The organism is Micromonospora sp. NPDC047074, assembly GCF_040643815.1.
In the GTDB taxonomy this organism is placed as follows: domain Bacteria; phylum Actinomycetota; class Actinomycetes; order Mycobacteriales; family Micromonosporaceae; genus Micromonospora.
In genome coordinates, this window is the sequence record NZ_JBEYVB010000005.1 from 287371 (window position 1) to 309221 (window position 21851).

Here is a 21851-nt window from a genome sequence, read left to right on the forward strand (position 1 = left end):
GGCTGTGCTTCCATCATCCGATGGAGATCGTCCTCACCGCCCTGCTGGTGGCCGTCGTCGCGCTGCTCGCCGCCCAGTTGCCGGGCGCCGGCCAGCAGGCGCGGACCGCGTACCGGCTCGCCGAGATCGAGCGTCGGCTCCAACTGGTGATGGACCACCTGGGCGTGGTGGACACCGCGCCCGTGCCGCCGGAGGTCCGCGACCACCTGGCCCGGGGCGACAAGATCAAGGCCATCGCCGCGTACCGGAAGGCGACGGGCGCGGACCTGCGGTCGGCCAAGGAGGCCGTGGAGGCGGTCACCGGCGACCGGTGAACCGGCGGCCGCCGGCAGGAACCGGAGGCATCCGGCGCCGGCGGCGACAAGGGCCGGGGCCGGCCGGTCAGCGGGGGCGGTCGCGGTCCTTGGAGGGCTGCACGCGCTTCGGCTCGCCGGGCATCTTCGGATGGTCCGGCGGATAGGGCATGTCTCCCTGGCCGGTGGCGTCGTCCCGGTCGGCCCACTCCAGCAGCGGCGAGATGTCCCACTCGGCGTCGTCGATGCCGGCGTGCGGGTCACCCCGCTCGGCCAGCCGCGCCGGGACCGTACGCAGGTCGAAGTCGTCGGGGTCGACGTCGGGCAGCTCGTCCCAGGTGACCGGGGTGGACACGGTGGCCCGGGCGTTGGCCCGCAGCGAGTAGGCGCAGGCGATCGTGCGGTCCCGGGCCATCTGGTTGTAGTCGACGAAGACGCGCTCGCCCCGCTGCTCCTTCCACCAGGCGGTGGTCACCAGCTCCGGCCGCCGCCGCTCCAGCTCGCGGGCCAGCGCGATGGTGGCCCGGCGCACCTCGGTGAACGTCCAGCGCGGCGCGATCCGGAGGTAGACGTGCACGCCACGGCCGCCGGAGGTCTTCGGCCAGCCGGTGGCCCCCAGCTCGTCGAGGAGCCCGCGCAGCTCCCCGGCGGCGGTGACCGCGTCGGCGAAGTCGGTGCCGGGCTGCGGGTCGAGGTCGACGCGCAGCTCGTCGGGGCGGTCCACGTCGGCGGCGCGCACCGGCCACGGGTGGAACACGATGGTGCCCATCTGGGCGGCCCAGGCCACGTGGGCCAGGTCGGCCGGGCAGAGCTCCGCCGCGCTGCGACCGCTCGGGAAGCTGATGGTGGCGGTCTCCACCCACGGCGGCACGCCCCGCGCGGGCACCCGCTTCTGGAAGAACGCCTCCCCCTCGACGCCCTCCGGGAAGCGCTGCAACATGGTGGGACGGCCGCGCAGCGCGCGCATGATGCCGTCACCCACGGCGAGGTAGTAGTGGAAGACGTCGGACTTGGTGAAGCCGCGCTGCGGGAAGATCACCCGATCCGGGCTGGACAACCGGACGTCGTGCCCGGCCACCTCGATCTGTTCGGCCGCGGCCTTCGTGCCACCCATTGCGCGACCATATGTCACCCCTCCGACATCCGGCGTACCGTTGGCTGGTGAGTCTTGACGAGAGCGAACTGCCCCGTACCGAGGAAGAGTGGCGGGTCCGGCTCAGCCCGGAGGAGTTCCGGGTGCTGCGGGAGGCCGGCACCGAGCGCCCGTGGACCGGCGAGTACGTCGACACGAAGACGGCCGGGATCTACCGTTGCCGGGCCTGCGGCGCGGAACTCTTCCCGAGCGACACGAAGTTCGACTCGCACTGCGGGTGGCCCAGCTTCGACGACGCCCTCCCCGGTGCGGTCAAGGAGGTCGAGGACCGCACCCTCGGCATGAGCCGCACCGAGATCCGCTGTGCCCGCTGCGACAGCCACCTCGGTCACGTCTTCCGGGGCGAGGGTTTCACCCCGAAGGACACCCGACACTGCGTCAACTCCGTCTCCATCCGCCTGGAGCCGCGCGCCGACGCCTGACCGGCCACCCCGGTGTCGACCGGGGCAGCCGCCGTCGGCCCGGACGTCGCTGGCCGGAGATGCGGGCGTCCGGTCACCGCGCTGGCGAGGCTCCTGCGATGGGCGATCATGAAGGTGCTCCGGGAGGATGGTCAGGCGATCCGGACCAGTTCCTCCCGGAGCACGGCGTGCGCCGGGGCGTCGCCCCGGGCGTACCGCTGCACTTCCTCGATCGCGGCGTCGGCCAGCCGCCGGACCTCGCCGTCGAGCGAGCCGGCGACGTGTGGGGTGACGAGCACGTTGGGCAGGGTCCACAACGGCGAGTCCGCCGGCAGCGGCTCGGGGTCGGTCACGTCGAGCACGGCCGAGATCCGGCCGGTGACGCACTCCGCGGCGAGCGCCCCGGTGTCGACCAGCATGCCCCGCGCCGTATTGATCAACGTCGCGCCGGCCGGCAGCAGCGCCAGCCGGCGGGCGTCGATCATGTGCCGGGTCTGGGGCAGGGCCGGTGCGTGCAGACTCACCACGTCACTGGCGCCGAGCAGGTCGTCCAGGTCGACCAGGGTGGCGCCCGCGTCGGCCACCGCCCCGGGGTCGGCGTACGGGTCGGCCACCAGGACCCGCAGGTCGTACGGCCGCAGCAGCCGAGCGACCCGACGGCCGATCCGGGAGTAGCCGACCAGGCCGACGGTCCGGTGCAGATTCGACCGCTCGCCGGGAGCGTGCACCCATCGCCGGTGCGCGCGGGACAGTGCCGCCGCGTGCGGGACACGCTTACCGGCGAAGAGGACGGCCGCCACCGTGTACTCGGCGACCGGCATCGCGTTGGCCTCGGCGGCCGAGGTGACCAGCAGGCCTCGGGCCCAGCACGCCTCGGTCACGTGGTCCTTGACCGTGCCCGCGGCGTGCAGCACGGCGCGCAGTCGTGGTGCACCGGCCAGCACCCGCTCGTCCAGCGGCGGGCAGCCCCAGCCGGTGACCAGCACCTCCACCTCCGCCAGTCGGCGGCGGGCGGCAGCGGTGCCGAGGTCCGGGACCCATACCGGGTCGTCGAGCCGCGCCAGCCGGTGCAGCCGGTCGAGGCGGGTACGGTCGAACAACGTCCGGTAGGCGGTCTCGTCCATGGCCAGCAGGGTTTCCGGGCGGCGGGTCACAGGGGCACCGTCTCCGTGTTGCCGTCCGACCACCGGACGGTGACCGAGTCCACCCCGATCCGCACCGTGACCTCCGGTGGTGCGACGCGGCCACCGGCCAACACGACCGCCGCGGCGAATACGTCACCGGACCGCACCGGCCCGGCCGTGCGCAGCCAGGGCACCGCCGACCGGTGGCCCAACGGGCTGGCGTCCTGCTGCTGGCTCGTCCCGGTCCGGTCGAAGCCGTGCAGCCCGTGAACGGCGCTGACCAGGCCATCGGGCCCGGTCACCCGGGCCCAGTCCGCTCCGGTGGTTGTCTCGACCTGTTCACCGGCCACCGGGTACCCGCCGAGGTGCAGCCGCCACGGCCCCGGGTCGGCGTGCCAGTGCGCCTCCGGATCCTCACCGGCGCCCGGTCCGGTAGAGCCCGGTCCGGCGGCTGATCCGGTCGAGCCGGGTCCGACGGCTGATCCGGTCGAGCCCGGTCCGACGGCTGATCCGGTCGAGCCGGGTCCGGCGGCTGATCCGGTCGAGCCGGGTCCGGCGTCCGCCGGCTCGGCCAGGCGGACGCCCACCGTGCCCACCCGGACCAGGCGTACCTCGATCGGGCCGCGCAGGATCGAGGCGGTGGTCAGCCAGGGGCCGGTCCGCAGGCCGTACCAGGTGGCGGCCGGCCCGCCGGTGGTGGAGAGGTCCAGCCACATCGGCCGGCAGTGCGAGGAGGCCCAGGTATCCCCCTGACCGGCCCGTTCGATCCGGCCCCGATGCGAGAGTCGACCTGCGGGATCCAGCAGTGCCACGTGCGAGTCGACCGGCTCCCGCAGGTCGGCGGCGGACAGGTCCGGGGCGGTGTGGGTGCTGTAGGCATGCCGGAGATAGAACGGGTTGTCCAGTTCGGCCTGCCGGCCCGGCAGGTGGTCGCTGCCGTGGTTGGCGACCCGGACGATCCCGTCGGTCGTCGTCGCGGAGACCACCCACCCCGGCCCGCGCAGCGAGAGCAGGCTGTCGGCACGCTCCACCGGCAGCGGCTCCTCGGTCGCGGTCCAGACCGGATGCCCCTCGGGCAGCAGCAGACCGGCGAAGGCCTTGCTGGCCCAGTAGGGCGATCCCGGCCCGGTGTAGGTCTGCCGGATCCGCGGAAACGCACCGTGCCAGCCGATCGGCAGCAGGCCGTCCGCATCCGGCGCCCCGGCGTCGACGAAGTGCCGCAGCACCCCGCTGGCCAGCCGGCGGGTCTCCCCGGGACGCAGCGGCGTCGCGTCGAACAGCGCACCGGTCCAGAACGGCGCGAGCATGGCGAACCGGTAGGTCAGCGACCGCCCCTGGATCAGGGGGCGCCCCTCGGCGCCGACCAGGTGCCGCGCGTCGGCCAGGTACCGGGACAGCCGCTCCCGGTGCACCGGGTCGGGCGGCTCGCCGAGGATCCGGTGGTACCACAGCGGGTAGAAGTGCATGGCCCAGCCGCTGTAGTAGTCGAAGTTCTGCCGTCGACCGCCACCGGAGTCGCCGTCGGAGTACCAGCCGTTGCCGACGTACCAACCGTCGTGCCGGTCCAGGTTCCGCTGGATGTCCTCGGCCAGCCACGGACCACCGACCGAGCGGAGGAACGCCTCGGCGATGTTCTGGAACCAGATCCAGTTGTTGTCGTAGTCGGAGGTGCCCAGGAAGGGCGACAGCCAGTCGACGACCTGGTTGCGCACCCGGTCGTCGAGCAGGTCCCACAGCCACCGGCGGGTCTCGTGCAACGCGATCGCCACCGACGCGGCCTCCACCCGGGCCTGACGCCGCTCGGGCAGCGTGGGCCAGCGCTCGGGCGAGGCCGGGTCGACCCCGGCGGCCAGACCTTCGGCGTACCGGTCGAGCAGGCCGTGCGGGTCCGCGCCGTCGGCCCCGGCGACGCGGAACGCGGCCAGCAGGAAGGTCCGGGCGTACCCCTCCAGCCCGTCGCTCCACCGGCCCGAGGCGCTGCTGGGGCCGGGCAGGTCGATCAGGGCGTGCCCCGGTGAGCCGTACCGCCGGGCGGCGAGCAGCATCCGGTCGGCGAGGTGCTCCCAGTGCGCCCGTCGGTAGCCGGTGTACGGGGCATTGACCGGGTCCGGGGCGGGCAGGTCGGTCACGCCGTGCCCGCCGCTGCCGCCGAGGACATCGGAGACGTCGGGGGCGTCGGTTCGACGTCGAGGTGATCGAGCACGACGGGACCGTCCACAGCCCGGACGGTCACGGTGTGCCGGCCGGCCGGCAGCACCCGGTCGCCGGTCAGCACGGTGCCGTCGACCTCGACGAGCAGGCCGCCGATGCCCCCGGGCAGGGTCTCCGGGCGGATCCGCAGGCCGCCCGGAGCCGTCGTGTTCACCTCGTAGGCCAGCCAGTCCCCGGCGGCCAGGCAGACCACCATCACCTCGTCGTCGGCGCGCGGCTGCCCGAGGTTGTGCCGGAAGTTCGGCCCCTCGGCGGGGGTGGCGCCGGGCACGAAGGTCGCCGCTTCCGGGGCGGCCGGCGCGGCGGGTACGCCGGTCGCCTCGGCGACGACCTCGGCCCGGTAGCGGACGGTGACCCGGTCGGACTCCCGGAAGCCCGCCAGCGGCGTGCCGGGGCTCGTGACGCCGTAGGACACCCCTTCACCGAGGTGACCGAAGTACTCGCCCTCCAGCCGCAGCGGCGCCCGCCGCATCACCGCGTTGACCACGTCGGTGCGGTAGTCGCACCGGTCGAGGGCCAGGTTGTCGAGGAACTCGTCGAAGGCCCGGCGGGCGGTCTCCCGGTCGGGCCGCTCCCCGCCGTGGACGTAGTCGACGATCTTCTGCCAGTCGGCGGGTTCCCGGATGGTGGCGGGCGAGTTCCGCTTGGACAACTTCTTCCAGGTCCAGAAGTTCCAGGAGATGTCGTGGTCCTCGTAGAGCTGGGAGGAGGCCTGGTACCAGCCGTTGTTGTTCTCCCCGCCCTCGCCCATGTAGATCGGCACGTCGAGTTCGGCGCGCTTGTCGAGGTACTCCTGGATCTGGTCGCGGTCCGGCGAGTTCCAGTACTTGTGGAACTGCAACAGGACGTTGTCGTCCCACAGCTCGTCGAAGATGCTCCAGTTGCGGGCCCAGTTGCTGCCCTCCAGGATGATCATGTGGTCGGGGTCGATCTCGCGGATCTCGGCGATCAGCCGCTTGTAGAGCGCCACCAGTTCCCGCGGGTACTTGTACTGGAAGTCCCGGGGCAGCGGCTCGTTGAGCAGGTCGTAGCCGGCAACGATCGGCTCGTCCCGGTACCGCCGGGCCAGTTCACGCCACAGCCGTACGGTCGCGTCCTGGTGGTCGGTGGAGACGAACAGCTCGGGGTAGTTGTTGGGCGAGTCGTCGATGTTGGTCCCGGTCTGGCCGCCGGGCGCGCCGTGCAGGTCGACCACGACGTAGACCCCGTGCCGCCGGCACCAGTCCATGAAGCGGTCGACCAGCCCGAACGCCGCCTCGTCGAAGGTGCCGTCGTCGGCCATCAGGTAACGGGCGTTGAGCGGGAGCCGGACGGAGTTCCAGCCCTCGGCGGCCATCCGCGCGATGTCCGCCTCGCTCACGTACTCGTCCCGGTACCGACGCCAGAACCGCACCGCGTCGTCCGGGCCGATCAGGTCCGAAATCACCTTCTCGATGGCCCGGGGGCTCGCCGCGGCGTCGCCGAAGCGCCACATGTAGCCCTCGGGCAGCCACCAGTTGCCGATCCCGACACCCCGCAGGAGGATCGGCGCACCGGTGCCGTCGACGATTTGCTGCCCCTGTCGGCGCAGGAACCCGGTCATGCCCACCGTTCCGTTCACTTGTCTGACATCCATCTCAGTTGTTGTCACCACACCGGTCACTTGAGGCCCGACATCATGAAGCCGCGGACCACATAGCGTTGGCAGAGCACGAAGACCACCAGGATCGGCAGCACCATGACCGCGGCGCCGGCCATCAGGACGCCGTAGTTGCTGGAGTACTGGCCCTCCAGCAGGGCCAGACCGACCGAGAGCGTGTACTTGTCCTGGTCGGTGGCGACGATCAGCGGCCAGAGGAAGCTGTTCCACGACGCGATGAAGGTCAGGAGCGCCTGGATCGCCAGGATCGGCCCGGAGACCGGCAGCACCACCCGCAGGAAGACGCGGATCTCACCGGCACCGTCGAGCCGGCCCGCCTCCAGCAGCTCGTTCGGCACCGTGCTGAAGAACTGCCGGAACAGGAAGACGCTGAACGCCGAGACCAGTCCGGGCAGCACGATGCCGGTGAGGGTGTTGGTCAGGCCGAGCTGGTTGAGGATCAGGTACGTCGGGATCATGGTGACCTGGTCGGGGATCATCATGGTGGCCAGCACGACCACGTAGATCGGGCCCTTCGCCGGGAAGTCGAACTTGGCGAATCCGTACCCGGCCATGGCGCGCAGCAGCAACCCGACGAGGGAGAGCGCCACCACCAGCAACGTGTTGACGAGGTACACGCCGAAGTCGAGGCTGTCGAAGAGCTGGGTGTAGTTGTCCCAGGTGAAATCCCGCGGCCACAGGGTCGGCGGGATGTCGAGCACCTCGCTCTCCGGTTTGACCGACCCGGAGAGCATCCAGAGGAACGGGACGGAGAACAGGACGGCGCCGACGAGCAGGACCGTGGCGACCGTGGCGCGTGCCAGTCGCGACCTAGTATTCGACATCGGCCCTCCGCAGCCGGAATTGCACCGCCGTGACCAGCAGGATGCTCAGGAACAACACCATCGACGCGGCCGAGGCGTAGCCGAAGTCGGACAGGTTGAAGCCCTTCTGGTAGATGAACAGCGCGATGGACAGGGTGCCGTCCAGCGGCCCGCCGTCGGTCATCACGAACGGCTCCTCGAAGAACTGGATCCAGGCGATCGTCGTGGTCACCGTGACGAAGAACGTCGCGTAGCGCAGCAGCGGAATGGTGATCCGGGTCAGTCGCTGCCAGGGGCCCGCGCCGTCCAGTTCGGCCGCCTCGTAGTACTCGCGCGGAATGCCCTGGAGGGCGGCCAAGAAGATGATCATGTTGAAGCCGGCGCCCTTCCAGACCCCGACGAGGATGAGGCTCAGCTTCGCGACGACCGGCTGGTCCAGCCAGGGGACCGGTTCGACGCCGCCGGTCGAGAGCAGATAGTTGATCAGGCCGCTGTCGGTGTTGTAGAGGTATCCCCAGATCACCGCGACAGCCACGATGTTGGTGATGGCGGGCAGGAAGTAGGCCGCCCGCAACCCCTGGAACAACCGGCTGGTCCCCACGTTGAGCAGCAGGGCGATCGCCATCGCGCAGACCACGATCAGCGGCACCCCGATCACGACGTACAGCACCGTGTTCAGCGCCGCCGTGCCGAACAGCGGGTCGGTCAGCAGTCGTCGGTAGTTGTCCAGGCCGACGAAGTCGACGCTGGACGGGTCGGCCAGGCCGCGCAGGTCCAGGTCACTGAAGCTGGCGGCGAGTGCCACGAAGATCGGGGCCACCACGAAGACGGCGAGCAGGACCACTGCCGGTCCGACGAAGATCAGCGCTGCGCGGTGGCGCGACAGCTTGCGCATGACACTCCCTGGCGTGCACGGGTCGCCCCACCCGCCGCCGCGACCAGCGGCGGATGGGGGTCGGCCCTACTTGGCGGCGGTCAGTTCCTTGGCCTTCGCGGCGAACGACGAGATCGTCGCGTCCAGCGGATCCCCGCCGATGCACACCTTCTGCACGGCGCGGACCATCTCCGGCGCCACCGCGCCCCAGGCCTTGATCTGCGGAACGATCTTGGCGTTCTGCAGCTGCTGGTGGTAGACGGCGAGGTTGGCGTCACCGCCGCTGCTCAGCGCCTCCAGGGCGTCCTGCCGGGCGGGCAGGTCGTTGGTGATCTGGAACCACTTCTCCTGGGTCGCCTTGCGGCCGAGGTAGGCCATCAGCTGCAACGACTGGTCGACCTTCGTGGACTTACTGAAGATCGCCAGGTTCGACCCGGCCATCAACGACGTGCCGGACTGGTCCTTCGGCATCGGCGCGACCGCCCACTTGCCGGCCAGTTCCGGAGCCTGGGCCTTCAACAGCGTGGCCATGTAGGGCCCGCTGACGAACATCGGGATCCTGCCGGTCTTGAAACCCTGCACCATGTCCGGGTCCGGCTGAGCCTTCTTCGGGGTCAGCCCGCTGGCGAAGAAGCTCTGCTCGAACTCCACCGCGCGCCGGAACTGCGGGGTGTCGAACGTGGCCTGGGCGCCCTGGGCGACCTCGCCGCCGGCACCCCAGGTGAGGATGATCGGCAGGAACTGGTCGTCGGTGTTGAGCCCGATGCCGTAGTTGCCGTCGCCCCGGGCGGCGAGTTTGGTGGCCGCGCTCTTCGTCTCCTCCCAGGTGGCCGGAGCCTTCGGGTAGCCGGCCGAGGCCAGCACGTCGGTGCGGTAGAAGAGCACCCGGGTGTCGGCGATCCACGGCACGCTCGCCACCTTGCCGCCGACCTTCATGGTCTCCGCGGACGCCGGGAAGAAGTTGTCAGCGGCCAGGTCCGGACTTCCGGCGAGCTTGTCGCTCAGGTCCAGCAGGGCTCCGGCATCCGAGAACTCGGCGAGAAAGGAGTGCCCGACCTGCACCACGTCGGGCCCCTTGCCCGAGGCGATCGCAGTCGAGATCTTGTCCCGGGCGTTCTTCCACGGGATCGACTGGACCTTGAGCTCGATGCCGGTCTCCTTGGTGAATTCGGCACCGACCTCGTCCATCGCCTTGCCCTTGTCGCCCATCGTCCAGATCTCGATGGACTTTGCGTCGCCAGCGTCCTCGCCGCCGCCGCACGCTGCGCTTCCGACGGACACCAGCGTGAGTGCCGCCAGGAAAGCCGCTGCCGCGCGTGTTCTCACCTCAATCCACCAGCCCTTTCTTCTCCTTGTCGACTTAATACACGGCATGAGTTAACTCGCAAGCAAAGAGGGTGTCAAGGACCGTAACGTGATTGCTCCTGCCGGTTCACCTGGGTGATCGCCGACTCACCGTCGGTCGTGGACAAGTCGGGAACCGGCGTCGAGACGGACAGGCGCGGCGCGCGGGGCGCACCGCTCGGCGAACAGCCCGGGCCCGGGTCAGTCGCTGACCAGCACCTGCCGGGAGATCGAACGCGGCGCGGCCTGATCCGGCACCCAGACGCCGCCGCCACGCAGGAACTCGGCGACCGGAAGGCTGGCCGCACCCACGATGGCGGCGTCCGCGCCGAGCCGGGCCAATTCGATCGAGGTACGGGCGAACGGCGCCTGCAACGCGTTCTGCCGGGCCACCTCGCGGATCCGGGTGAGCGTCGCGGACCCCAGCAGCAGACCCGCCCAGCCACCGAGGACGATCCGCTCAGGGTTGATCAGGTTGACCAGGTTGGCGACGCCGACCCCGAGGTAGAGGGCCGTCTCGTCGAGCACCTGCCGCGCGGCCTCCGAGGTCTCCGCCGCCTCGACGATCCGGGTCAGTACGGCCTCCTCGTCCAGTTGCGGCGGCTGCCGCAGTCCGGCGAGCTGGTGGTAGCGCTCGATCACCGCGCCGGCCCCGACGTACGCCTCCAGGCAGCCGTGCGCGCCGCACCGGCAACGGCGGCCCCCCACCTCCACCGTCATGTGCCCCCACTCGCCAGCGCTGCTGCTGGCGCCCTGGTAGATCGTGCCGTTGGTCACGATGGCCGCGCCCACCCCGGAGCTGACCAGGGCGATCACGGACTGCCGGGTCCCCCGACCGGCGCCGAACCAGATCTCCGCCTGGCCCATGTTCTTGGCCCCGTTGTCGATGAACAGCGGCAGATCGGTACCGGCCCGCAGCAGGTGCGCCAACGGCACCTGCGTCCAGCCCATCGTCTGGTCGCTGACCCGTGTCTCCGGCCCGTGCTCCACGACACCGGAGACGCCCACGCCCAGACCGAGTACCGGCGCGGAGCCGTTGCCGGCACTGTCGAGCACCTTCTCCACAGCGCCGAGCACCCGGCCCACCACCTCGTCCGGATCGTGGCTCCCGGCCTCCAGGGGAACGGTGACCCGGGAACGTTCGCGCAGGGCGAGGTCGAAGGCGCCGGCCACCAGCCGGCGGGAGCCGATGCTGACGCCGACCACGAAGCCCCGGGCGGGATTGACCCGCAACAGGATGCGGGGCCGGCCACCCTCCGAGTCGACCGCACCCGCCTCCACCACGGCACCGGACTCGATCAACTCGTTGGTCACGTTGCTGACGCTGGCGCTGCTCAGCCCCGTGGCCTGGATCAGCTCCTGCCGGCTCAGCGGACCCTCGAAGTAGAGGGTGGTCAGCAGGACGGACCGGTTGCTGCGCCGCAGGTCTCGAACCGTACTGGGCCCGCGTGCGCGCATTCCCGCCGCCTTTCTCATTGCATTACTCAAGATGTGAGGTAAGGGTACATACCAGTGTGCGGTCAACCGCAGAGGGTGTCCGTACCCTACCCGTCACCCAGCTACCGGAGCGTCATCCACGCCGGACCGACCGCCGGCCGCCCACCTGATTCCGCCCAGCAGGTGCGTCCGGAAATCCGGTTCATCGTACGACTCGCTGGTGTGGCCGCCAGCGGTGTAGAACGACCTGCCGCCCGCGACCTCGGCGCACCACGCGTGCGGATGATCGACACCCATCGTTCCACCGTGGTAGGAAGCCTCGTCCACCGAGAGCAGGACCCGGGCGGCGGGCCGGACGCTGCACCGGTGGTTGTACCACTCGTCCCGGCGGATCCAGGTCGCTCCGAGGTGGGCGGTGGCCGGATGATCGTGGTCCTCGACCCGGATCGTCGCCCGCTGCACCTCCGGGTGATCGACGAAGTACGCCCCGACGAGCCGGCCGTAGAACGGCCACGAGTAACCGGTGGTGGCGGCGGCGTGTACGCCGACATAGCCGCCGCCGTTGCCGATGTACGACTCGAACGCCCGTTGCTGGGCCGCGTCCAGCACCTCACCCGAGGTGTTCAGGAACACCACCGCGGCGACCTCGGCCAGCCGGTCCGGCGTGAACAGACCGGCGTCCTCGGTGGCGGTGACGGTGAAGTCGTGCTCCCGACCGAGCCACTGGACGGCTCGGACACCGTCGCCGATCGAGTCGTGACGGAATCCGGCCGTCCGGCTGAAAACAATGATCTCGAAGCTCATGCGGCACATACTGCCAACCCGGGACCACGGCCAGGTCACGCCGGCTCGTCCCGGGCGTCCGGCCCGCCGGACAGCAGCGACACCTCGGCGGTACGCGACTGCTCGACGCGCCGGGCGAAGTCGCGTACCCGCGGGCTGCTGCCGACCGTCTGGTGCGACCGGGCCAGGTCGGCCGCCGCCTGCTGGTGCTCGGCGAGCACCTGGCGCAGGACGGGGTCGACGGCGCCGTCCGGGGCGGCCCGCAGCCGGGCCAGGGAGTCGCCGTCGCCATGGTTGTGGTCGTGCCGGTGGCCGCCCCCCGTCGCGGCCGGCCCGGCCTCCCGCAGCCAGCCGCGCAGCGTGGCCAGTTCGTCGGCCTCGGTGACCTCGATGGCGGCGACCAGGGTGCGCAGCCGCGCGTCGGTGACCCGGTCGCGGCCCAGCCCGGTGATCTCCAGCGTCCGTTCGGTGTGCGCCACCATGGTGGTCAGGAACACCACGTCGAGGCCGTTCATCGCGGCCTCGGCCGACGCGGTGGATCCGGGTGGCGCCGGGGGCACCGGCGCGGCCCCGGGGGCGCAGCCGGTGGTCACCAGCAGGGCAGCGGTCAGGGCGACCGCGGGCAGCCGTCGCACGGTCACACTCCCTCCGTCGTGGTGACGGGTGCGGCGGCGTCAACGACGGGCCGCACCCGCGCGGTCAGACCTGGCTCCAGAGCGCCGGCACGTTTGGCGGTTCCCAGCCCGGGATCGCCGTGTGCGCCTGCCGGCAGCGGTACGTCAGCCCGCCGTAGGTGACCTGGTCCCCGACCTGGTAGGCCCGGCCCGTCGTCCAGGTGCCGCCCGGCGCGGGCGGGTTGGTCGGGGACGCGGACGGGGTGGGCGTCGGGGCCGGCGGCGTCGGGCTCGGGGTGGGCGACGGGCCCCCTCCCCCGCCGATCTGGAGGTCGACGCAGGAGTAGAACGCGTTGGCCGTGTCCCCGATGTTCCACACCGCGAGGAGCTTCTGCCGCCCCGACCAGCCGCCCAGGTTGACGGTGTGCGAGACGGTGTACCCCGGCGGCCGACCGCCGCCGTCGAAGACCGCCACCCGGGTGCCGCCGATGAAGTACTCCCAGTTGCTGGTGGCGTGCAGGACGGTGTTGGTCCAGGTGAAGGTGACCGTGCTGCCGACCGAGGTGGCCGGCCAGCCCCGGCTGTCGTCGTTCAGCACGGCGAAATGGGCGATCCCCGCGTGGCAGTTGCGCAGCCCTTTCGGCCCCTCGACGCTCTGCGGCTCGTACTTGATCTGCCCGCAGTCCGGGACCCGGCCCTGCGCGCAGAGCGCCTGCCGGCTCGGCGGCCCGGACACGTAGCCGTGCGCCTGGGCGGGCGCCGCGACGGCCAGGGTGGACAGGACGGCGCCTGTGGCCATGAGTGGGAACGTGATTCTTCGACGCATGGTGGCGGCTCCTTCGGGCTTTGGCCTGGTGAGGTGCCATCCAACATAAATTAAACCTTGTTAACAGTAAAGACTCCTGTCGATAAAAACCTCGCCTGACGCGCCGGCCGCCCGCACCGACTTGAACCATTTCGTCCTCCCACCCCGGGCCCGTGCCGCAGGCTTGGGGAAACACGTCCGGTTCGGGGGGTTCTGTCATGGCAACGTGCGAGGTCTGCGGCAACGACTACTGGATGGCGTTCGAGGTGCGGACCGTCAGCGGTGACGTGCACACCTTCGACTGCTTCGAGTGCGCCGCCCACAAGCTGGCGCCGATCTGCGAACACTGCGAGGTCAAGATCGTCGGGCACGGGGTGGAGGTGTCCGGCCGGTTCTTCTGCTGCGCCCACTGCGCCCGCGCGGAGGAGGGCACCCAGGGCGCCGAGATCCGCGACGCCGTCGGCGCCCGCCCCGCCTGACCTCGGGCGGCGGCCGACGGGCCGGCGGGCGGGGCCTACCATCGCGGGGTGCCACAGACCCCCGGGGTGCACGCCGCCCTGTTCGCCGACCTGGACGCCCGCACCTTCCACGACCTGCTGCGGCTGCGCATCGACGTGTTCGTGGTCGAGCAGGCCTGCCCCTACCCCGAACTCGACGGGCGCGACGTCGAGCCGGGGACCCGGCACCTGTGGCTCGACGACCAGCACGGCGCGCCGCTGGCGTACCTGCGGATCCTGGCCGACCCGGGCGGGGTGGCGCGGATCGGGCGGGTGGTGGTCGCGCCGCACGCGCGCGGCGGTGGTCACGCCGGCCGGCTGATGGCCGCGGCGCTGGAGGCCGTCGGTGACGCCCCGTGCGTGCTGGAGGCGCAGTCCCACCTGGTCGGCTTCTACGCCCGCCTCGGCTTCGCCGTCAGCGGCCCCGACTACGTCGAGGACGGCATCCCGCACACCCCGATGCGCCGGGAAGGCATTGACCAGATCCGATAGATGTGACAACCTGCGGAAAGAGCCGTCGCGGAAGCCACGCAACGCGTACGGGAGGGGCAACTCCCGGCCGTCCGGGCGTCGTCGTCCGACCTCTTCCCGGAGGGCTCCAATGTCCACTCATCTTCGAACATCCCGCCTGGCGTGGCTACTCGCCGTCGCGGCGACCGCCGTGCTGGTGCTGACCACGGCCCTGGCCAACCCCGTGTCGGCGCACGGCTCCGTGGTGGACCCGGCGACCCGCAACTACGGCTGCTGGCAGCGCTGGGGCAGCGACTTCCAGAATCCCCGGATGGCCACCGAGGACCCGATGTGCTGGCAGGCCTGGCAGGCCAACCCGAACGCCATGTGGAACTGGAACGGCCTGTACCGCGAGGGCCTCGCCGGCAACCACCAGGCCGGCATCCCCGACGGGCAGCTCTGCTCCGGCGGCCGCGCCGAGGGCGGTCGCTACAACGCCATGGACACGATCGGCGCATGGAAGACCGCCCCGCTGACCAGCAACTTCCGCATCAAGCTCTACGACCAGGCCAGCCACGGCGCGGACTACATCCGGGTGTACGTGACCAGGCAGGGCTTCAACCCACTCACCGAGCCGCTGGGCTGGGACGACCTGGAACTGACCGGCCAGATCGGCAACACCCCCGCCAACCAGTGGACGCCCGAGGCGCAGGGCGTGTCGATCCAGGTGCCGGCGACCGCGCCGGGACGGACGGGCCGGCACATCGTCTACACCATCTGGCAGGCCAGCCACATGGACCAGTCGTACTACCTGTGCAGCGACGTGGACTTCTCCGGCGGGCCAGGCACGCCGCCGCCCAGCACCCCGCCGCCGAGCACGCCTCCGCCCAGCACGCCGCCGCCCAGCACTCCCCCGCCCAGCACCCCGCCGCCGGCCGGGGCGTGCACGGCGACGTACCGGGTGACCGGGCAGTGGACCGGCGGGTTCCAGGGTGAGGTGCAGGTGACCGCCGGCGGCGGGGCGATCAGGGGCTGGTCCGTGACCTGGACCTATGCCGACGGTCAGCAGATCACCTCCGCCTGGAACGCGACCGTCACCAGCAGCGGCACCCGGGTCGTCGCCCGCAACGCCGCCCACAACGGCGCGCTCGGCCCCGGCGCGAGCACCACGTTCGGCTTCGTCGGCTCGTCAGGCGGCAGCAACAACATTCCGGCGCTCACCTGCACCACCGCCGTCTGAGCCCGCCGGAGGAGACCCCGGCCGGGGACGCGCCCCACTCCCTCCGGGACGCGCCCCGGCCGGCCCCCGCCACGTCGTGACGCCTCTGGGCCGCCGCGGCAAGGCGGGAGCCGACGGGGATCGACATCTCCCTCGGGCCGCTGTCGAGCTGCCCCACCGATAGGACCAGCCTTCCGGCCCGGTCACCGCGATGACGCCGGGAATGCCCTATTCGGGCCGGCCCGGTGCCCCCATGACCCGGTGCCCCATACACAGGGGCAGCTCGACAGCGCGCCCACGGTCGTATCACCACCGACCGCAGCAGGGTCCGGGCCGGGCAACCAGCCCCGGGCCGGGGCACGTCGGCAACCGTCTCGGGCACCACCCGCCGGCCCGGGGACCAGCCGGCAAGGCTCCGCGTCAGACGAGGCCGTGGACGATGTCGGCGACCGAGCGGCGGCGGCCGGTGTAGAAGGGGATCTCCTCCCGCACGTGCCGGCGGGCGCCGGAGCCCCGCAGGTCGCGCATCAGGTCGACGATCCGGTGCAGCTCGTCGGCCTCGAACGCGAGCATCCACTCGTAGTCGCCGAGCGCGAACGAGGCGACCGTGTTGGCCCGCACGTCCGGGTAGCCGCGGGCCATCTTGCCGTGCTCGGCGAGCAGCTCGCGCCGCTCGGCGTCCGGCAGCAGGTACCACTCGTACGAGCGGACGAACGGGTAGACGCAGAGGTACGGACGCGCCTCCTCACCGGCGAGGAAGGCCGGGATGTGGCTCTTGTTGAACTCCGCCGGCCGGTGCAGGGCCATCTGCGACCAGACCGGGGTGAGCGCCCGGCCCAGGGTGGTGCGGCGGAACCGCAGGTAGGCGTCCTGGAGGGCGTCGCTGGACTCGGAGTGCCACCAGATCATCAGGTCGGCGTCGGCGCGCAGCCCCGCGACGTCGTACGTGCCGCGGACGACCACGTCCTTGCTCGCCAGCTCCGCGAAGAGCGCCTCGACCTCGCCGGTGACGTTCTCGCGCAGCGACGGAAGCGGGCCGGTGGCCCGGTACACCGACCACATGGTGTAGCGGATGCTGGCGTTGAGTTCCCGCACCCGGGCCGCGTTGGTCTGCTCGGTCATGTCCCCGATCCTCCCAGTGCTGTGATGATCTCCTCGGCCGCCGTCTCGCCGGAGCGGACGCAGACCGGGATGCCGACTCCGTCGTACCCGGCGCCGGCCAGGACCAGCGTCGGATGGCTCGCCCGCAGGGCCGCCCGCGCGGCGGCCACCCGGTCGGCGTGACCCGGGGTGTACTGCGGCAGTGACCCGCCCCAGCGCTGCACGTGGCCGGCGACCGGGGCGGGCAGCGGCACGCCGAGCACCGCCGACAGCTCCCGGTGCACGGTGGCGGCCAGGTCCTCGTCGGTGCGCTGCACCTGGCGTTCCTCGCCGTACCGGCCGACGGAGGCGCGCACCAGCGCCACCCCGTCGCTCCGCCGCAGGTGCCCCCACTTCGTGGTGAAGAAGGTCGACGCCTTGATCAGCAGGCCCTCGGTGCTCGGCACCAGGAAGCCGGACAACTCCGGCAACCGGGGCTCGGGCAGCGCCAGGGTGAGCAGCGCGACGCTGGCGTAGTCCAGCCCGCCGACGCCCTCGGCCACCGCCGGGGCCGGACCGCCGAGCAGCCGGGCCGCCGGCCGGGCCGGCACGGCGAGCACCACGGCGTCGACGTCGACCAGCTCCGCCTCGCGGGTGGGGCCGACGGTCAGCCGCCAGCCGGCGCCGGTCGGGGTCAGCTCGCGTACCGCCGCGCCGTGCCGGATCGTCGCCCCGCTGGCCTGCGCCGCCGCCGCGACCAGCGTGCTGAGGCCGCCGGCCAGGGTGCCGAAGACCGGGGCGCCCGGCGCGCGGGGGGCCGCCGCCTGCGCGGCGCGGACCGCACCGACCAGGGTGTGCTCCACCCGGGCCGCCCGGGCCAGCGCGGGCATGGTGGTCGCCAGGGAGAGGTCGTCGGCCCGGCCCGCGTAGACGCCGCCGAGCATCGGGTCGACCAGCCGGTCGACAACCTCGTCGCCGAACCGGCCCCGGACCAGCGCACCGACGGAGACGTCCTCGTCCGCACCCAGCAGCGGCCGGCCGGCGTCGACGTCGGCGTCCGCCGTCGGGCGCGCGACCGTCGTCACCCGCTCCAGATCCCCGGGTACGCCGACCAGCGTGCCGCCCGGGATCGGGCGCAGCCCGCCGTCGACGGCGAGCGCGGCCTGCCCGACGGTGGGGTGCACGATCCGCTCGCCCAGGCCGAGCCGGCGGACCAGGGCCACGGCGGCCGACTCGCCCCCGGCCGGGTCGCGCATCAGGAACGACTCGGCGCCGAACTCCACAGTCGAGCCCGCCAGCTCGCCGGTGCGCAGCTTGCCGCCGAGCGCGCCGGACTGCTCGTACACGGTGATCTCGGTGCCGGCGGGGGCCCGGTCGCGGAGCCGGACCGCGGCGGCCAGCCCGGCGATCCCGCCGCCGACCACCGCCACCCGCCACGGCGTCCGCATGTCGCTCAGCCTCGCTCGGCCGGCCGGGCGGACAGCTCGTGCACCAGGGCCACCACCCGGGTCAGCACCTCGGGATCGGTCTCCGGCAACACCCCGTGCCCCAGGTTGAACACGTGCCCGGGGGCGGCCCGGCCCTGCTCCAGGATCCGCCGCACCTCGCCCTCGACCACCGGCCACGGCGCGAGCAGCACACACGGGTCGAGGTTGCCCTGCACGGCCCGGTCCGGACCGATCCGCCGGGTCGCCTCGTCCAGCGGCGTACGCCAGTCGACGCCGACCACGTCGGCGCCGGCCTCGCCCATCGCGCCGAGCAGTTCGGCGGTGCCCACCCCGAAGTGGATCCGGGGCACGCCCGCGTCGGCCAACCCGGCCAGGACCCCGGCCGAGTGCGGCAGCACGAAGCGGCGGTAGTCGGCCTCCGACAGCGCGCCGGCCCAGGAGTCGAAGAGCTGCACCGCGGAGACCCCGGCGGCCACCTGGACGCGCAGGAACGCCAGCGTCACCTCCGCCAGCCGGGCGCAGAGCGCGTGCCAGAGCTCCGGCTGGCCGTACATGAGCGCCTTGGTCTTCGCGTGGGTACGCGACGGGCCGCCCTCGACCAGGTAGCTGGCCAGCGTGAACGGCGCGCCGGCGAAGCCGATCAGCGGGGTGTCGCCCAGTTCGGCGACGAGCAACCGGACCGCCTCGTCCACATAGGAGACGTCGTCGCGGGTGATCGGCCGGATCCGGTCCACGTCGTCGAGGGTGCGCACGGGCTCGGCGACCACCGGGCCGGTGCCGGGCACGATGTCCAGGTCCACCCCGGCGGCGGCGACCGGCACCACGATGTCGCTGAACAGGATCGCGGCGTCGACCCCGTGCCGGCGCACGGGTTGGAGCGTGATCTCGGTGACCAGGTCGGGCCGGCGGCAGGATTCCAGCATCGCCACGTTGGCCCGGATCGCGCGGTACTCCGGCAGCGACCGGCCGGCCTGACGCATGAACCAGACGGGGGTGTGCGGGCCGGGCTCGCGCCGGCAGGCCCGGACGAAGGGCGAGTCGGCCGGTCCGCCGGGGCGGGGGTCTTCGTCTCGGGCGTCGGCGCCCGTCGCAGTGGTGGTCATCGCGGCAATCGTGCCACGCGGATGACGGACGGCAGCGGGCAGCGCCGCCTTTTGTGACCCCCGTCAGCCCGGCGGCGTCGGCGCGCCTTTCGGGCGGCCGGCCGGACGGCGGCATAGGCTGCCGGCATGGCCCCCCCGATCGCGCTCCCGGAGACCTTCGCCCGCGCGGTCGCCGGGCTACGGTCCGCGGTGCCCCGGTCGGAGATCGTGCTGGAGGAGGTCGGCGCCCCGCAACGACTCGCCCCGTACGCCTTCGCGCTCTCCGCCGTCGTCCTGCGCGACGACGACGAGGTGGCCTCGGGGCGGCTGATCCTGCTGCACGACCCGGCCGGCCACGAGGCGTGGCAGGGCACCCTGCGGCTGGTCACCTACGTGACCGCGGAGATGGAGGTCGACCTGGCCGCCGACCCGCTGCTGCCCGGAGTCGGCTGGACGTGGCTGACCGACGCGCTGGACACGCAGGACGCCGGTCATCGGGCGATCGGCGGCACGATCACCCAGACCATGTCGACCCGGTTCGGCGAGCTGGCCGGGCCGCCCGCGACCGGCGACATCGAGATCCGCGCCTCCTGGACGCCGGTCGACGACGACCTCGGCCCGCATCTGCTCGCCTGGTGCGCGCTGTTGGCCTCGACGGCGGGGCTGCCCCCGCCCGGGGTGACCGCGCTGCCGGAGCGTCGCCCCGCCGGCGCGGCCTGACCCCGGGCGGGTCACCTCACAGATACTTCTCGGCCTCGTTGCAGACCTTGTCCATGCCCTGGACAGCCTTGTCGTAGGCGGCCTTGTTGTTGTTCGCCGCCGCGGCGAGCGCGGTGGTGAGCTTGTCGAGGCAGTTGGCGATGACTTTCTTCTGCCGGGCCTGCTCGTCCCGGTCGTTGCGGGTGCCGGTGAGGTCCTGCTCGGTGTCGCCCAGCTTGTCCCGCACCGCCTGGAGGTCGACCTTGAGCTTCTCGATCTCCTTGACGTTCGCCGCGATGGTGCCGTCGCGCTGGCTGACCTCGCTGGCCATCTTCTTCTCGGTCCGGCTCAGCTCGCTGTTGGTCGTCACGTACAGGCCGGTCATCACCCCGCCCAGGACGAAGAGCAGCCCGGCCACCACGGCCAGGATCAGCACCTTGTGGCTCTTGCCGGCGCCGCCCGGCGCGGGGGCGCCGAAGGGCGGCACGGAGCCGGGCGGCGCGGACATCGGGGGCCCGTACCCGGGACCCGAGGCCGGCGGCACGGACATCGGCGGGCCGAACGCCGATCCGCCGGCGGGCGGGACGGAGACCTGGCCGGCGTGGGGCACCGCACCGCCCGGAGCGAAGCCGGCCGACGCCGGCGGGGCGGACTGCGGGTAGCCGGCGGGTCCGACCGGCGGCGACGACTGCGGGTACGCGGCGGGCTGGGCCGAACCGTACTGCTGGGGCGCCGGCTGGGCCGCACCGTACTGCTGTTCCGGTGTGTACTGGCGGGGGCTGCCGTACGTGTTGCCGTGCGGGGCGCCGCCCGACGGCGGCTGACCGGACGGGGCCGGCGGGTAGGGCGGGTAGCCCTCCGGCCCGGTCGGTGGCTGGGACATCTCGATTCCTCCACGTGTGCTGGTCCTGTGCGGCGTACTCCGCCGGACCGACGGGGGTGCGGGTCGGGCGCTGACGAGGTCAGCAGATCTTGAAGCCGTCGCAGGCGACCTTGATCGGCACGGCGAGGCCGATGCCCTCGGCGTTGCGGGCCTTGGCGGTGGCGATGCCGACGACCTGCTTGCTGCCGTTGATCACCGGACCGCCCGAGTTGCCGGGGTTGATCGGGGCGTCGAACTGGATGACCGGGCCCTCGCCGCCGCCGGCCTCGCGGAAGGCGCTCACCACACCGGTGGTGACGCTGTCCTCCAGGCCGAGCGGCGCGCCGACGACCACGATCTGCTGCCCGGACTTCACCGCGGCGGGCGCGGCGGACAGCCCGGCGAACTTGCCGTCGGTCTGCAGGTGGGCGACGTCGTTGGCCTCGTCGACCCGGACGATGGTCGCCGGGAAGCGCTGGTCGGTGCGCTCCAGGAAGACCTCCCGCTCACCGGTGCGCCAGAGCGACTCCACGACGTGGAAGTTGGTGAACAGGTTCGTGCCGCCGCCGCTGGCCGGCTTGCCGATCGCGAACGCGGTGCCGGTGGAGTTGCCGGCCCGGACCCGGAACACGCTGGGCAGCACCGCGCTGGCCACGGCCTCCGGGTTGAACGCGGCGCCGGCCTGCTTCTCCAACGCCCCCGCCCGGGACTCCAGGTCGTCGAGCCGGCTGCCGGCGGCCGCCTGCCCCGCCGCCACCCTGCTGTCGGTGTCGCCGAGCCGCTCCGAGAGCCGGTGGATCTGGAACGCCTGCACGCCCGCCACCACGGCCAGTACGCCGGCGAGCACGAGAGCGGTGATGGTGAGCCCACGCCCCCTGGCCGCCGGCGCGGCACCCGGCGGGACGGGCCCGGCGGCGTACGGCTGCGCCGGCCCGGAGATCTGCGGAGGACCGGGTGCCGGCGGCTGGCCGGCGACGCCGGGGCTGGTCGGCCCGGCGGCGGGGGGCCAGCCGGCGCCGGGGGTGACCCCGGG

22 protein-coding genes are annotated in these 21851 nt (G+C 72.5%); 6 read left to right on the forward strand and 16 right to left on the reverse strand.

From position 1 onward, the window contains the following. Positions 1 to 20 precede the first annotated feature (20 nt). Complete coding sequence (locus ABZ809_RS11250) at positions 21 to 314, forward strand: hypothetical protein (protein ID WP_357562336.1); 294 nt, start codon at positions 21 to 23, stop codon at positions 312 to 314. A 67-nt stretch (positions 315 to 381) separates the two neighbouring features. Here ABZ809_RS11250 and ligD read toward each other — a convergent pair whose 3' ends face one another. Beyond that, positions 382 to 1407 (reverse strand): non-homologous end-joining DNA ligase, encoded by a 1026-nt coding sequence (gene ligD, locus ABZ809_RS11255; RefSeq protein WP_357562337.1) that lies wholly within the window; start codon positions 1405 to 1407, stop codon positions 382 to 384. 47 nt (positions 1408 to 1454) lie between these two features. On the opposite strand from ligD, the gene msrB reads away from it, so the two are divergent. Further along, positions 1455 to 1868, forward strand: a complete 414-nt coding sequence (gene msrB / locus ABZ809_RS11260; protein ID WP_357562338.1) for a peptide-methionine (R)-S-oxide reductase MsrB — start codon at positions 1455 to 1457, stop codon at positions 1866 to 1868. A gap of 131 nt (positions 1869 to 1999) precedes the next feature. On the opposite strand, the gene ABZ809_RS11265 is transcribed toward msrB, so the two are convergent. The 10 genes from ABZ809_RS11265 to ABZ809_RS11310 all read right to left on the reverse strand — a co-directional run bounded on the left by ABZ809_RS11265 (position 2000) and on the right by ABZ809_RS11310 (position 13502). Further along, the gene (locus ABZ809_RS11265) at positions 2000 to 3001 is read right to left on the reverse strand and encodes a hydroxyacid dehydrogenase (protein ID WP_357562339.1); all 1002 of its coding nucleotides are present in this window, start codon (positions 2999 to 3001) and stop codon (positions 2000 to 2002) included. Next, positions 2998 to 5100 carry a DUF2264 domain-containing protein gene (locus ABZ809_RS11270; RefSeq protein WP_357562340.1) on the reverse strand — a complete coding sequence of 701 codons (2103 nt, stop codon included), beginning with the start codon at positions 5098 to 5100 and terminating at the stop codon, positions 2998 to 3000. The genes ABZ809_RS11265 and ABZ809_RS11270 overlap by 4 nt, the downstream gene beginning before the upstream one ends. After that, complete coding sequence (locus ABZ809_RS11275; RefSeq protein ID WP_357562341.1) at positions 5097 to 6782, reverse strand: cellulase family glycosylhydrolase; 1686 nt, start codon at positions 6780 to 6782, stop codon at positions 5097 to 5099. The genes ABZ809_RS11270 and ABZ809_RS11275 overlap by 4 nt, the downstream gene beginning before the upstream one ends. A gap of 38 nt (positions 6783 to 6820) precedes the next feature. After that, positions 6821 to 7645, reverse strand: coding sequence for a carbohydrate ABC transporter permease (locus ABZ809_RS11280; RefSeq protein WP_357562342.1), 825 nt, complete (start codon positions 7643 to 7645; stop codon positions 6821 to 6823). Further along, positions 7632 to 8519: a sugar ABC transporter permease gene (locus ABZ809_RS11285; protein ID WP_357562343.1), complete on the reverse strand. Its 888-nt coding sequence runs from the start codon at positions 8517 to 8519 to the stop codon at positions 7632 to 7634. Before ABZ809_RS11285 ends, ABZ809_RS11280 begins: the two co-directional genes overlap by 14 nt. A 66-nt stretch (positions 8520 to 8585) precedes the next feature. Beyond that, positions 8586 to 9779: an extracellular solute-binding protein gene (locus ABZ809_RS11290; RefSeq protein ID WP_357562344.1), complete on the reverse strand. Its 1194-nt coding sequence runs from the start codon at positions 9777 to 9779 to the stop codon at positions 8586 to 8588. 264 nt (positions 9780 to 10043) lie between these two features. After that, positions 10044 to 11300 carry an ROK family transcriptional regulator gene (locus ABZ809_RS11295; RefSeq protein ID WP_357562345.1) on the reverse strand — a complete coding sequence of 419 codons (1257 nt, stop codon included), beginning with the start codon at positions 11298 to 11300 and terminating at the stop codon, positions 10044 to 10046. A 93-nt stretch (positions 11301 to 11393) separates the two neighbouring features. After that, the gene (locus tag ABZ809_RS11300) at positions 11394 to 12083 is read right to left on the reverse strand and encodes a ThuA domain-containing protein (protein WP_357562346.1); all 690 of its coding nucleotides are present in this window, start codon (positions 12081 to 12083) and stop codon (positions 11394 to 11396) included. Positions 12084 to 12118: 35 nt separating this feature from the next. Then, positions 12119 to 12697 (reverse strand): DUF305 domain-containing protein, encoded by a 579-nt coding sequence (locus ABZ809_RS11305; RefSeq protein WP_357562347.1) that lies wholly within the window; start codon positions 12695 to 12697, stop codon positions 12119 to 12121. Positions 12698 to 12761: 64 nt separating this feature from the next. Next, positions 12762 to 13502 carry a lytic polysaccharide monooxygenase gene (locus ABZ809_RS11310; RefSeq protein WP_357562348.1) on the reverse strand — a complete coding sequence of 247 codons (741 nt, stop codon included), beginning with the start codon at positions 13500 to 13502 and terminating at the stop codon, positions 12762 to 12764. 197 nt (positions 13503 to 13699) lie between these two features. Between ABZ809_RS11310 and ABZ809_RS11315 the strand changes: the two genes are divergently transcribed. The 3 genes from ABZ809_RS11315 to ABZ809_RS11325 all read left to right on the forward strand — a co-directional run bounded on the left by ABZ809_RS11315 (position 13700) and on the right by ABZ809_RS11325 (position 15668). Next, positions 13700 to 13960, forward strand: coding sequence for a Prokaryotic metallothionein (locus ABZ809_RS11315; RefSeq protein ID WP_357562349.1), 261 nt, complete (start codon positions 13700 to 13702; stop codon positions 13958 to 13960). Between the two features lie 48 nt (positions 13961 to 14008). After that, positions 14009 to 14470, forward strand: coding sequence for a GNAT family N-acetyltransferase (locus tag ABZ809_RS11320; RefSeq protein WP_357562350.1), 462 nt, complete (start codon positions 14009 to 14011; stop codon positions 14468 to 14470). A 109-nt stretch (positions 14471 to 14579) separates the two neighbouring features. Further along, a complete protein-coding gene (locus ABZ809_RS11325; RefSeq protein ID WP_357562351.1) occupies positions 14580 to 15668 on the forward strand; it encodes a lytic polysaccharide monooxygenase in 1089 nt (362 codons plus the stop codon). 399 nt (positions 15669 to 16067) lie between these two features. Here the strand turns inward: ABZ809_RS11325 and hemQ are convergent, their stop codons facing one another. The 3 genes from hemQ to hemE are packed head-to-tail and all read right to left on the reverse strand — an operon-like array spanning position 16068 to position 19278. Continuing rightward, entirely contained in the window at positions 16068 to 16769 is a 702-nt protein-coding gene (gene hemQ, locus ABZ809_RS11330; RefSeq protein ID WP_357562352.1) for a hydrogen peroxide-dependent heme synthase, read from the reverse strand. Next, positions 16766 to 18175, reverse strand: coding sequence for a protoporphyrinogen oxidase (gene hemG / locus ABZ809_RS11335; protein WP_357562353.1), 1410 nt, complete (start codon positions 18173 to 18175; stop codon positions 16766 to 16768). The genes hemQ and hemG overlap by 4 nt, the downstream gene beginning before the upstream one ends. Positions 18176 to 18180: 5 nt before the next feature. After that, positions 18181 to 19278, reverse strand: a complete 1098-nt coding sequence (gene hemE, locus ABZ809_RS11340) for a uroporphyrinogen decarboxylase (protein ID WP_357562354.1) — start codon at positions 19276 to 19278, stop codon at positions 18181 to 18183. Positions 19279 to 19404: 126 nt separating this feature from the next. Between hemE and ABZ809_RS11345 the strand changes: the two genes are divergently transcribed. Further along, a complete protein-coding gene (locus ABZ809_RS11345; RefSeq protein ID WP_357562355.1) occupies positions 19405 to 19977 on the forward strand; it encodes a DUF3000 domain-containing protein in 573 nt (190 codons plus the stop codon). 16 nt (positions 19978 to 19993) lie between these two features. Here the strand turns inward: ABZ809_RS11345 and ABZ809_RS11350 are convergent, their stop codons facing one another. Then, positions 19994 to 20839: a hypothetical protein gene (locus tag ABZ809_RS11350; RefSeq protein ID WP_357562356.1), complete on the reverse strand. Its 846-nt coding sequence runs from the start codon at positions 20837 to 20839 to the stop codon at positions 19994 to 19996. A 79-nt stretch (positions 20840 to 20918) separates the two neighbouring features. After that, on the reverse strand, positions 20919 to 21851 hold a 933-nt coding region (locus tag ABZ809_RS11355), incomplete at its 5' end, for a trypsin-like peptidase domain-containing protein (protein ID WP_357562357.1).

Bases quoted from the DNA above. Each gene is read 5' to 3' on its own strand.
- ABZ809_RS11325 (WP_357562351.1), top strand. From the start codon at position 14,580: ATGTCCACTCATCTTCGAACATCCCGCCTGGCGTGGCTACTCGCCGTC.
- ABZ809_RS11300 (WP_357562346.1), bottom strand. From the start codon at position 12,083: ATGAGCTTCGAGATCATTGTTTTCAGCCGGACGGCCGGATTCCGTCAC.
- ABZ809_RS11285 (WP_357562343.1), bottom strand. From the start codon at position 8,519: ATGCGCAAGCTGTCGCGCCACCGCGCAGCGCTGATCTTCGTCGGACCG.
- ABZ809_RS11315 (WP_357562349.1), top strand. From the start codon at position 13,700: ATGGCAACGTGCGAGGTCTGCGGCAACGACTACTGGATGGCGTTCGAG.
- ABZ809_RS11310 (WP_357562348.1), bottom strand. From the start codon at position 13,502: ATGCGTCGAAGAATCACGTTCCCACTCATGGCCACAGGCGCCGTCCTG.
- ABZ809_RS11345 (WP_357562355.1), top strand. From the start codon at position 19,405: ATGGCCCCCCCGATCGCGCTCCCGGAGACCTTCGCCCGCGCGGTCGCC.
- ABZ809_RS11295 (WP_357562345.1), bottom strand. From the start codon at position 11,300: ATGCGCGCACGCGGGCCCAGTACGGTTCGAGACCTGCGGCGCAGCAAC.
- ligD (WP_357562337.1), bottom strand. From the start codon at position 1,407: ATGGGTGGCACGAAGGCCGCGGCCGAACAGATCGAGGTGGCCGGGCAC.
- ABZ809_RS11350 (WP_357562356.1), bottom strand. From the start codon at position 20,839: ATGTCCCAGCCACCGACCGGGCCGGAGGGCTACCCGCCCTACCCGCCG.
- hemE (WP_357562354.1), bottom strand. From the start codon at position 19,278: ATGACCACCACTGCGACGGGCGCCGACGCCCGAGACGAAGACCCCCGC.
- ABZ809_RS11280 (WP_357562342.1), bottom strand. From the start codon at position 7,645: ATGTCGAATACTAGGTCGCGACTGGCACGCGCCACGGTCGCCACGGTC.
- hemQ (WP_357562352.1), bottom strand. From the start codon at position 16,769: ATGACCGAGCAGACCAACGCGGCCCGGGTGCGGGAACTCAACGCCAGC.
- ABZ809_RS11250 (WP_357562336.1), top strand. From the start codon at position 21: ATGGAGATCGTCCTCACCGCCCTGCTGGTGGCCGTCGTCGCGCTGCTC.
- hemG (WP_357562353.1), bottom strand. From the start codon at position 18,175: ATGCGGACGCCGTGGCGGGTGGCGGTGGTCGGCGGCGGGATCGCCGGG.